Source organism: Pseudomonas sp. Cab53 (assembly GCF_018325965.1).
Lineage (GTDB): Bacteria > Pseudomonadota > Gammaproteobacteria > Pseudomonadales > Pseudomonadaceae > Aquipseudomonas > Aquipseudomonas chlororaphis_E.
Genome location: NZ_AP021902.1, coordinates 3,380,913 through 3,390,809 on the forward strand (window position 1 = coordinate 3,380,913; position 9,897 = coordinate 3,390,809).

Genomic DNA, 9,897 nt, shown 5'->3' on the forward strand with positions numbered 1-9,897 from the left:
GCTTAACGAGTGCGATCAGGTGCCTGCTTGCAGCGCTGCGACATATTCGGTCATCGGCTAGCTGTCTGGCACAGACGTCCTGAACAACCCTAGCAGCCCGAGGGCCAAACGGCACCCCGGGGCATGAAATCCCATGCAGGTTGTGCGCCGGTTGGCAGTAACCCTGCAGAAAATCATCGAGGCTGGCAAACTCCTCCTTTTGCACCCGCAGGGCTCATTGAGCCAGGAGCCATCACCATGCAAATGACCACCGCCCTTCTGATCGCCAACCCGTGCGACGACGAAGAAGACAACATGGCCATGCTCTGCTGCCACAGCACTCAAGGCGACATGTTCCTGATGACCCGCTACCCCGACGAAGACAGCCTGGAGATCGCCCTGGATGGCGAACCGTCGACCCTGGACGGGGTCAAGGTCACTCTCAGCCCGACCCTGCTGAAAGTCGAAATCGCCGCGACGGACGCCGATGCACTCAATGGCGATGATGTGCTGGAGATCACCCATGACACCGATGAAGCGGACCTGGCCGAGGTGGAGCTGACGTTGCAGAACATTCTCAGGGATGTGGGGACTTACATCAGGCTGGTTTGATTTCAGCGTTTGTACGGCCGCCTTCGCGAGCAAGCTCGCTCCCACAGGGGATCGACACAACGCCTCCAACCATTGTGGGAGCGAGCTCGCTCGCGAAGACGCCAGGTCAGCCACCACCTCCTTCACTGACCCACCACTTTCGCGAGCAAGCTCGCTCCCACAGGGGATCGACACGGCACCTCAAGCCATTGTGGGAGCGGACTCGCTCACGAAGACGTCAGGTCAGTCACCACCTTCTTCACTGACCCACCGCCTTCGCGAGCAAGCCCGCTCCCACAGGGATCGACACGACACCTCCAACAATTTTCGGCAAGCCCGAATCCGGATCACGCCCACACCGCCGGTCGCCCCTCTCGCACAATGCCCTTGACGACCCATCGGGTTCTGAGGTTTCCTGAAACCGGTTTCAGAGCCGCTAATAACTCCAACAGGCAGGTTTACAACCGTGACTTCCTTTTCCGCCGCCCAGCGCAGCCGCGTGACCATGCTTGACGTCGCCGAACGCGCCGGGGTTTCCAAGGCCAGCGTCTCGCGCTTCATCGGCGAGGATCGCGCCCTGCTTTCCGAGGCCATCGCCCGGCGCATCGAGCAGGCGATCAGCGAGCTGGGCTATCGCCCCAACCAGATGGCCCGCGGCCTCAAGCGCGGCCGTACACGCCTGATCGGCATGCTGGTGGCCGATATCCGCAACCCCTATTCAATTGCCGTGATGCATGGCGTGGAAACCGCCTGCCGTCGCCATGGCTACAGCCTGGTGGTGTGCAACACCGACCGCGATGACGAACAGGAACGCCAGCACCTGGCCCTGTTGCGTGCCTACAACATCGAAGGGCTGATCGTGAACACCCTGGGCCATCACCGTGACGAGTTGCTCGAACTGCGCCGCGAAATGCCCCTGGTGCTGGTGGATCGCAAAGTCGATCGGCTCGAAAGCGACCTGGTGGGGCTGGACAACCCGGCGGCGGTGACGATGGCGCTCGACCATCTCGAACAACGCGGCTATCGCGACCTGCTGATGGTGACCGAGCCGTTCGACGGCACCAGTTCGCGGATCGAGCGGGTCGACAGTTTCAAGTCGGGCATCGAGCAACGCCCTGCCCTGGCCGGTGCCGTGGTGGAAATCTGCGATCAGTTGAAGGCCAGGCTCCAAGCCTTCCTGGCCCAGCCTGGCCCGGGTCCCAAGGCGCTGTTCTGCGCCAACGGTATCGCCGCCCTGGCCGCCACCCAGGTGTTGCGGGAATTGGATTGCCACCTGTTCGACGACGTGGGCCTGATCGCCCTCGACGACCTGGACTGGTACCCGCTGGTGGGCAGCGGCATCACCGCCCTGGCCCAACCGACCGCCGAGATCGGCGCCCGCGCCTTCGAGTGCCTGCTCAAGCGCTTGCGGGGCGACAACGGGCCGATACAAACCCTGGATTTTGCAGCGCAGCTGATCGAGCGCGGGTCGACGCGGGGGGTGGTTCGGTGAAAGTGCCTTTCGCGAGCAAGCTCGCTCCCACAGGGGACCGGTGCCATATCGACGATTCCATGTGGGAGCGAGCTTGCTCGCGATGAGGCCCTCACGCAGAACCTTTTTTTTGATCAAAACTGAAACCGGTTTCAGAGGTGTAAAACAATGAACAAGCCACCCGTTTCCATCAGCCTGTCCAGCTACGGCGCCGACCTGGTGCGCCAGCAAGGCCAAGGTCGTTTCACCACGCTACTGGCTGCCGCCGGCGCCTCGCGCATCGAATGGCGCGAGGAACTGCTGACCCACGAACAACCCGCCGAGCTGGCTGCCGACGCCCGGGCCCAAGGCCTGCAGAGTATTTTCTCCTCGCCCCTCGAGTTGTGGCTCGCTGACCGCACCCAGCCCAATCCTGACCTGGCGCCGACCTTGCAACGGGCCGAGGCGTTTGGCTCGACATGGTTGAAGGTCTCGCTCGGGCATTTCACCGGCACCCATGATCTGACCGCCCTGGCGCAGGTGCTCGCCACCAGCGCGGTGCAATTGCTGGTGGAAAACGACCAGACGTTGCAAGGCGGGCGGATCGAGCCCTTCCAACGGTTTTTCGCCGCCCTCGAACCACTGGGATTGCCCATCGGCATGACCTTCGACATCGGCAACTGGCAATGGCAAGACCAGTCCGCGACGCTGGCGGCCCGCGAGCTCGGACGCCACGTGCGGTATGTGCATTGCAAGGCGGTGGCCCGGCGCGACGACGGCAAGTTGATTGCGGTGCCACCGGTGCTGGCGGATCTGCACCTGTGGGAGCAACTGTTCAAACACATGCCCGCCGGCGTGATGCGCGCCGCCGAATACCCGCTGCAAGGCGATGACCTGCTGCAATTGACCACTGAACACGTGGCCGCCCTGGCCGGTCTCGGACAACCTCGTCGGGAGCCTGCCCATGCCTGAGTTCGATGTCTTGTCGTTCGGCGAAACCATGGCAATGCTGGTGGCCGACCATTGCGGCGACCTGGCCTGCGTCAACCATTTCAGCAAGCGCATCGCCGGGGCCGACAGCAACGTTGCCATCGGCCTGGCGCGGCTGGGCTTCAACGTGGCGTGGCTGAGCCGGGTCGGCGCCGATTCCCTGGGACGTTTCGTCGTGCAGACGCTGGAGCGTGAAGGCCTGGATTGTCGCCATGTGACGGTCGATCCTGCGCACCCGACCGGGTTCCAGTTCAAATCCCGCACCGACGATGGCAGCGACCCGCAGGTGGAGTATTTCCGTCGTGGCTCGGCGGCCAGCCACCTGTCGCCCGAGGCCATCGCCCCCACCCTGCTGGGTGCCCGGCACTTGCATGCCACCGGGATTGTGCCGGCGCTGTCGGCCACGGCCCGCGAGATGTCCCTTGAATTGATGAACCGCATGCGCGAGGCCGGTCGCAGCCTGTCCTTCGACCCCAATCTGCGGCCCAGCCTGTGGGCCAGCGAGTCGTTGATGATCCGCGAGGTCAACCGCCTCGCCGCCCTCGCCCACTGGGTCTTGCCCGGCCTCGGGGAAGGCCGCTTGCTGACCGGCTTCGACGACCCGGCCGACATCGCCGCCTTCTACCTGGACCTGGGCGCCGAAGCCGTGGTGATCAAGCTCGGTGCCCAAGGTGCCTACTACCGCACGCGGCTGGACCAGGGCTTCGTCGCCGGCGTGCCGGTGGCCCGGGTGGTGGACACGGTCGGCGCCGGGGACGGGTTCGCCGTCGGCCTGATCAGTGCCCTGCTGGAAAGCCGGGGGATCACCGAGGCGGTACAGCGCGCCAACTGGATTGGCAGCCGCGCGGTACAGAGTCGGGGGGACATGGAAGGCTTGCCGACCCGCGATGAGTTACTGACTGAATTTGACGACGCCCATCGCGAGCAAGCTCGCTCCCACAGGGGTTGCCGCTAGACCTGTAGGAGCGAGCTTGCTCGCGATAGAGGCCGCAAGTACACCCCAAACACACCTGCTGCAACAAAAACAACAAGCTCAGGAGTCACGACATGCAAACGCTCAACCTCGCCACCCGCCGCTGGTGGTACATCATGCCCATCGTGTTCATCACCTACAGCCTGGCCTACCTGGATCGAGCCAATTATGGCTTCGCGGCGGCCTCGGGCATGGCCAAGGACCTGATGATCACCCCGGGGCTGTCCTCGCTGCTCGGCGCGCTGTTTTTCCTCGGCTACTTTTTCTTCCAGGTGCCCGGGGCGATCTACGCCCAGAAACACAGCGTGAAGAAGCTGATCTTCGTCAGCCTGATCCTCTGGGGGTCGCTGGCGACGTTGACCGGCGTGGTCTCCAACGCCTACTGGCTGATCGTGATTCGCTTCATGCTGGGCGTGGTCGAAGCCGCCGTCATGCCGGCCATGCTGGTGTACCTGTGCCACTGGTTCACCCGCGCCGAGCGCTCGCGCGCCAATACCTTCCTGATCCTCGGCAACCCGGTGACCATGCTGTGGATGTCGGTGGTGTCGGGCTACCTGGTGCAGCAATTCGACTGGCGCTGGATGTTCATCATCGAAGGCCTGCCGGCGGTGCTCTGGGCCTTCGTCTGGTGGCGCCTGGCGGATGATCGTCCGTCCCAGGCCAAGTGGCTCAGCCCCCAGCAAAAGCAGGACCTGGAAAGCGCACTGGCGGCCGAACAGGTCGGGATCAAGGCGGTGAAGAACTACGCCGAGGCCTTCCGCTCACCCAAGGTGATCATCCTGGCGTTGCAGTTTTTCTGCTGGAGCATCGGGGTCTACGGGTTCGTCCTGTGGCTGCCGTCGATCCTCAAGGCCGGCCTGCAAATGAGCATGGTCGAGGCCGGCTGGCTGTCGTCGCTGCCGTACCTGGCGGCCGTCGTCGCCATGCTCGTTGTGTCCTGGGGCTCGGACAAGGCCCAGAAGCGCAAGCGTTTCGTCTGGCCGCCGCTGCTGGTGGCGTCCATCGCGTTCTACGCCTCGTACCTATTGGGACCTGAACATTTCTGGTGGTCCTACAGCCTGCTGGTGATCGCCGGCGCCTGCATGTACGCGCCCTATGGGCCGTTCTTTGCCATCGTTCCGGAAATCCTGCCGGCCAACGTCGCCGGCGGCGCCATGGCGCTGATCAACAGCATGGGCGCGCTGGGCTCCTTCGGCGGCTCGTACCTGGTGGGCTACCTCAACGGCTCCACCGGCTCACCGGGCATGTCCTTCCTGCTGATGAGCGGCGCATTGCTGCTGTCGGTGGTGCTGACCCTGGCCCTCAAGCCCGGTGCCAGCGACCGCGCCACCCCCAACTCCGTGGCGCCACACCCGGCGCCCGCCCATTCCTGAATCGAGATCCGCTCATGAAAAAGCACGTGGTGTTGTACAAGGCGCTGTCGGCGCAATTGATGGCCCGTTTGCAAGCGCAGGCCGACGTCACCCTCATCGACCGCCTCGACGCCCAGTGCCTGGCGCAACTGCGCGATGCCCTGCCCGGCGCCCACGGGCTGTTGGGCGCGAGCCTGAAGCTGGATGCAGCGCTGCTGGACCTGGCGCCAAATCTGCAAGCCATCGCCAGCGTCTCGGTAGGGGTCGACAACTACGACATCGACTACCTGACCGAACGCCGGATCCTGCTGAGCAACACCCCCGACGTGCTGACCGAGACCACCGCCGACACCGGCTTTGCGCTGATCCTGGCAACGGCCCGTCGCGTGGTGGAACTGGCCAACCTGATTCGCGCCGGCCAATGGCAAAAAAGCATCGGCCCCGAGCATTTCGGCAGCGACGTCCACGGCAAGACCCTGGGCATCATCGGCATGGGCCGCATCGGCGAAGCCTTGGCCCAACGCGGCCACTTCGGCTTTGGCATGCCGGTTATCTACCACAGCCACTCGCCCAAGCCCGCCATCGAGCAGCGTTTCAACGCCCGCTACTGCTCGTTGGAAACCCTGCTGCGCCAAGCCGATTTCATCTGCCTGACCCTCCCGCTGACCGCAGAGACCCAAGGGCTGATCGGTGAACACGCCTTTGCGCAAATGCGCCCCGAATCCATCTTCATCAACATCTCCCGGGGCAAAGTCGTGGACGAAGCGGCACTGATCGACGCCCTGCGCAACGGCCAGATCCGCGCTGCGGGGCTGGATGTGTTCGAGCGCGAGCCCTTGAGTGCGGATTCGCCGTTGTTGCAGATGGACAACGTGGTCGCCACCCCGCACATGGGCTCGGCCACCCATGAGACACGCGAAGCGATGGCGCGTTGTGCGGTGGAGAATCTGCTGGCGGCATTGGCGGGTGAGCGGCCGGTGAACCTGGTGAATCCGGGAGCGTGGAAAGGCTAGAGGTTTGTCACCGGCATCACGGCCATCATGAGTGGGCTTTGGTGGCGGTGATGCTGTTCCTACCGAGAACCCGGACCCGGCCTACGCCAACATCGGAAGCGGCGCCATAGCCCTTCCAGCGTCCCTGCTGTTATTCATTGATCACCGACGAAAACACGCCAGGTGGTGAGTTCGCAATGAAACAGACAAGGCAACCGGGGGTGATTGCATGCATGCCATACAGGTCATGATCAGGAGTGCCTACAAGACACATACCACTCTGCTGGTGTCGACGCTCATCACCCTGATAACGCTCAAACTGATCGTGCTCGCTTCACCGCTATTGCTGGGATGGGCAGGAGCAGGTGCGTTACTCGCTGCTGTACTAGCACTATTTTATCCCGCAGTTGCAGCATCCCCTTGGAATAGTAGCGGTAGCTCTATTAACAGCCACCCTCTCGTCCATTCTCGATGCCAACCAGGTTGATATTATCAACAACGCAATCCTAAATGAATTTCGGGATCACCAACCCCAGTAACGGGAGTTCCTTGGCGCCGAATTTAGCCATATTGAATTCGGCGCTATCTTGATTACATCAATGCCATAAACTGCCGATCAAATCAGGAGCATCATGAAGAAACGACCACAAGAGATACAACCTCCGTATTGGTTGTTTGTCCTCGCCGCAACCCCTATCTTCTTCATTAACTTCCTGCTACCTTCCTACCCAATCACCCCTACAGAGTTGGCCATTGCCGCCTTCATAGATAACCACCTCTTTGGGCAAGTTGGTTTTTGGTCATCTCGATTCCCTTTCAGCTCAAAAGTAACCGCAAACTACCTTGCATGCATTGGCCCCGTATTTGCCATACTGGCCTTCTACAAGACTTATCAAACAATGAGGATCGACCCTAAACAGTACGAAAATTATTCACTATTAAAATACGCGCTCATCCCTCCCCTTGCAGTGCTTTATATATTGCTTATTTTATTCATGTTCTATCTGACCTCCACCAACCTAGCCAACAACAGCCAAAAATACAGCTTCTATGGGTCATACGCCCTCAGCTTTTCACTGTTCTCTTCCTCCATGCTCATTATTTTTTACATAACACCTCTAATAGTGCATCGTTGCTTTATCTATTTACCTGCCCTATTACTTGAAAACTGGAGAGATAAGAGATCGCAGAGTCGTCCTCCAAAATAATGCCTATAACGTTTTAAGAAACGGGATCATCCAAGTGGACAATACTGCATTTGAAACTATTTCGTACACAGCCTACAACGGCTGCAACTTGGGGTGATCGTGATGCATGAAGGAGCAATCGTGGACGATGGTCCGTGGCGGGGGCTGGTCGACAGGCCGGCGGTCAAGCTGCTAGTGGAGGCGATTCGGATGCAGAACTAGCGCAATAGGGTGCTGAGCTCCAGCCGTCATCGCGAGCAGGCTTACCTCCACAGGTTCCAGGGTGAACCTCGGATTCCGAAGATGCCACAGGCCCCATGTAGGAGCGGGCTTGCTCGCGAAAGCGGTGTGTCAGCCAACATCAATATCAATATCAACTGATTCATTGCCTTCGCGGGCAAGCCCGCTCCCACAGGTTCCGCGGTGTCCCGGGCCCTGGGGCTGTTACAACTTACGTCGGCTGACGGGTTTCGATGTTGTCCAGTGCACGGTTGGCCAACAGGCTGCCCAGTTCGATCAGTTGTTGGATTCCCAGGAGGAAGTGCCGGCGTGAACCCTCCAGGTCGAAGGCCAGGTCATTGACCATGACGTTGGCCGAGGCCAGGGTTTCGCTGAGGTTGGCGAGCAGGCTTTCGGTGTCGATGTCTTTGTTGACGGTGAAGAGTTGGTCGGGGGCAGGACCCGCTTCGGGTTTGTCCGGTTTCGGGTTCAAATAATGGTCGAGCACGCGGTCGGTGACTTTGTCGTGTTTTTGGGATTTGGTTTTTGGGCGCGGTGACGTTGGTTCGGTGTTCGGCGGGTTTGGAGTTGCTTTGAACATAGATAAAGCTCCAGGTGAGAAATTGGAGCCATTCCTCTCGCTACCAAACGAATGGGTGATGGCCATACGGAGGTTGGTAGACCGGTCACCTGACAACCCGGCGCATCCGAAGACGCCCTACGCATGGCCACCATAAAACAGAGGGCGAAGAGCCCTTTGCATTCGATGGACTGCGCGTCAGGAGGCCGGGCTACCAAACCCGATCGCTGATTCATCAGCGACCCGAAAACGATAGAACCGGTCTCCCAGACGCACAAGCCGGCGGATTCTGGCGCAGTCGTAGGCAACGGCGCAAGACAACGTAGCCCAATACAGAACACTCCTACATCCAGATAAACACCCATTCACTTTGTGAGTGCTTCGCACCGGAGCGCCAGCCCGGTCAAGCGGGAGCAAGCTCCCTCGTCACGGCGTCAGTGCGCTTGTCCCGGCGGTATTCAGCGCAAGCGAGTCCACCCCACAATGTTCCCAAGCCGATCACAATTGTGCACACCCGATCAAAATCCTGTTAGTCGCCACCCCCCGCCATGCATTAAAGTAACGCCCCCAGCCCCGACGTTATCCGAACGCCAGGGGCCACCCTTTCCAGGAACAGTCACCGATGGAACATCGTGAAGCGCTTTTGGCGCTGCGAACCTTTCTTTCAACGCAGATTCTCGGCCAGGAAAAACTCATCGAGCGCCTGCTCATCGCCCTGCTTGCCGACGGCCACATGCTGGTGGAAGGCGCGCCAGGGCTGGCGAAGACCAAGGCGATCAAGGAGCTGGCCGAAGGGATCGAAGCGCAGTTCCATCGCATCCAGTTCACCCCCGACCTGCTGCCTGCCGACATCACCGGCACGGAGATCTATCGCCCGGAAACCGGCAGTTTCGTCTTCCAGCAAGGACCGATCTTCCACAACCTGGTGCTGGCGGACGAGATCAACCGTGCCCCGGCCAAGGTCCAGTCCGCCTTGCTGGAAGCCATGGCCGAGCGCCAGGTAAGCGTTGGGCGCAGTACGTATGAACTGTCACCCCTGTTCCTGGTGATGGCCACGCAGAACCCCATCGAGCAGGAAGGCACCTATCCGTTGCCCGAGGCCCAACTCGACCGGTTCCTGATGCACGTCAAGATCGGTTTCCCGGATGCGACGGTGGAACGCCGGATCCTGCAACAGGCCCGGGGCGAGGCGCTCAATGGCGAGGCCAAGCCCGAGCGGCGGGTAAGCCAGCAGGCGATTTTCTCGGCGCGCAAGGAAATCCTCGGCCTGTACATGGCCGACGCCGTGGAGGAATACCTGGTGCAACTGATCATGGCTACCCGCAACCCGGCCAAGTTCGACCCGGAGATGGCCGAGTGGATCGCCTACGGTGCCAGCCCACGGGGTTCCATCGCCCTGGATCGCTGCGCCCGCGCCCACGCCTGGCTGGCCGGCCGAGACTTTGTCAGCCCGGAGGACATCCAGGCCGTGCTGTTCGACGTGCTGCGCCATCGCATCATCCTGTCGTTCGAGGCCGAGGCCGCCGGTATCGACCAGGACCGGGTCGTGCAGCGGATTCTCGACGTCGTCGCTGTCGCTTGAGC

At 61.2% G+C, this 9,897-nt stretch carries 9 protein-coding genes; 8 read left to right on the forward strand and 1 reads right to left on the reverse strand.

All coding sequences use genetic code 11. From position 1 onward, the window contains the following. The first annotated feature begins 237 nt into the window (after nt 1-237). The 7 genes from KI241_RS14615 (at nt 238) to KI241_RS14645 (ending at nt 7,535) form a co-directional block, all read left to right on the forward strand. Nucleotides 238-591 (forward strand): hypothetical protein, encoded by a 354-nt coding sequence (locus KI241_RS14615; RefSeq protein WP_042732099.1) that lies wholly within the window; start codon nt 238-240, stop codon nt 589-591. Nucleotides 592-1,036: 445 nt separating this feature from the next. Then, entirely contained in the window at nt 1,037-2,062 is a 1,026-nt protein-coding gene (locus KI241_RS14620; RefSeq protein WP_152622971.1) for a LacI family DNA-binding transcriptional regulator, read from the forward strand. 147 nt (nt 2,063-2,209) lie between these two features. Then, nucleotides 2,210-2,992, forward strand: a complete 783-nt coding sequence (locus KI241_RS14625) for an AP endonuclease (RefSeq protein ID WP_042732488.1) — start codon at nt 2,210-2,212, stop codon at nt 2,990-2,992. After that, nucleotides 2,985-3,965, forward strand: a complete 981-nt coding sequence (locus tag KI241_RS14630) for a sugar kinase (RefSeq protein ID WP_042732489.1) — start codon at nt 2,985-2,987, stop codon at nt 3,963-3,965. Before KI241_RS14625 ends, KI241_RS14630 begins: the two co-directional genes overlap by 8 nt. A 92-nt stretch (nt 3,966-4,057) precedes the next feature. Beyond that, nucleotides 4,058-5,356: an MFS transporter gene (locus tag KI241_RS14635; RefSeq protein ID WP_042732490.1), complete on the forward strand. Its 1,299-nt coding sequence runs from the start codon at nt 4,058-4,060 to the stop codon at nt 5,354-5,356. Nucleotides 5,357-5,370: 14 nt separating this feature from the next. Beyond that, nucleotides 5,371-6,348 (forward strand): NAD(P)-dependent oxidoreductase, encoded by a 978-nt coding sequence (locus KI241_RS14640; RefSeq protein WP_212802644.1) that lies wholly within the window; start codon nt 5,371-5,373, stop codon nt 6,346-6,348. 611 nt (nt 6,349-6,959) lie between these two features. Beyond that, on the forward strand, nt 6,960-7,535 hold the full coding sequence (locus tag KI241_RS14645) for a hypothetical protein (protein ID WP_052497404.1): 576 nt from the start codon (nt 6,960-6,962) through the stop codon (nt 7,533-7,535). Nucleotides 7,536-7,965: 430 nt separating this feature from the next. Here KI241_RS14645 and KI241_RS14650 read toward each other — a convergent pair whose 3' ends face one another. After that, the gene (locus KI241_RS14650) at nt 7,966-8,334 is read right to left on the reverse strand and encodes a DUF6124 family protein (protein WP_042732319.1); all 369 of its coding nucleotides are present in this window, start codon (nt 8,332-8,334) and stop codon (nt 7,966-7,968) included. Nucleotides 8,335-8,935: 601 nt separating this feature from the next. Between KI241_RS14650 and KI241_RS14655 the strand changes: the two genes are divergently transcribed. Beyond that, on the forward strand, nt 8,936-9,895 hold the full coding sequence (locus KI241_RS14655) for a MoxR family ATPase (protein WP_042732320.1): 960 nt from the start codon (nt 8,936-8,938) through the stop codon (nt 9,893-9,895). Nucleotides 9,896-9,897 lie beyond the last annotated feature (2 nt).

Excerpts from the sequence above, each read along its gene's own strand:
- KI241_RS14615 (WP_042732099.1), top strand. The coding sequence starts at position 238 with ATGCAAATGACCACCGCCCTTCTGATCGCCAACCCGTGCGACGACGAA.
- KI241_RS14625 (WP_042732488.1), top strand. The coding sequence starts at position 2,210 with ATGAACAAGCCACCCGTTTCCATCAGCCTGTCCAGCTACGGCGCCGAC.
- KI241_RS14630 (WP_042732489.1), top strand. The coding sequence starts at position 2,985 with ATGCCTGAGTTCGATGTCTTGTCGTTCGGCGAAACCATGGCAATGCTG.
- KI241_RS14635 (WP_042732490.1), top strand. The coding sequence starts at position 4,058 with ATGCAAACGCTCAACCTCGCCACCCGCCGCTGGTGGTACATCATGCCC.
- KI241_RS14640 (WP_212802644.1), top strand. The coding sequence starts at position 5,371 with ATGAAAAAGCACGTGGTGTTGTACAAGGCGCTGTCGGCGCAATTGATG.
- KI241_RS14645 (WP_052497404.1), top strand. The coding sequence starts at position 6,960 with ATGAAGAAACGACCACAAGAGATACAACCTCCGTATTGGTTGTTTGTC.
- KI241_RS14650 (WP_042732319.1), bottom strand. The coding sequence starts at position 8,334 with ATGTTCAAAGCAACTCCAAACCCGCCGAACACCGAACCAACGTCACCG.
- KI241_RS14655 (WP_042732320.1), top strand. The coding sequence starts at position 8,936 with ATGGAACATCGTGAAGCGCTTTTGGCGCTGCGAACCTTTCTTTCAACG.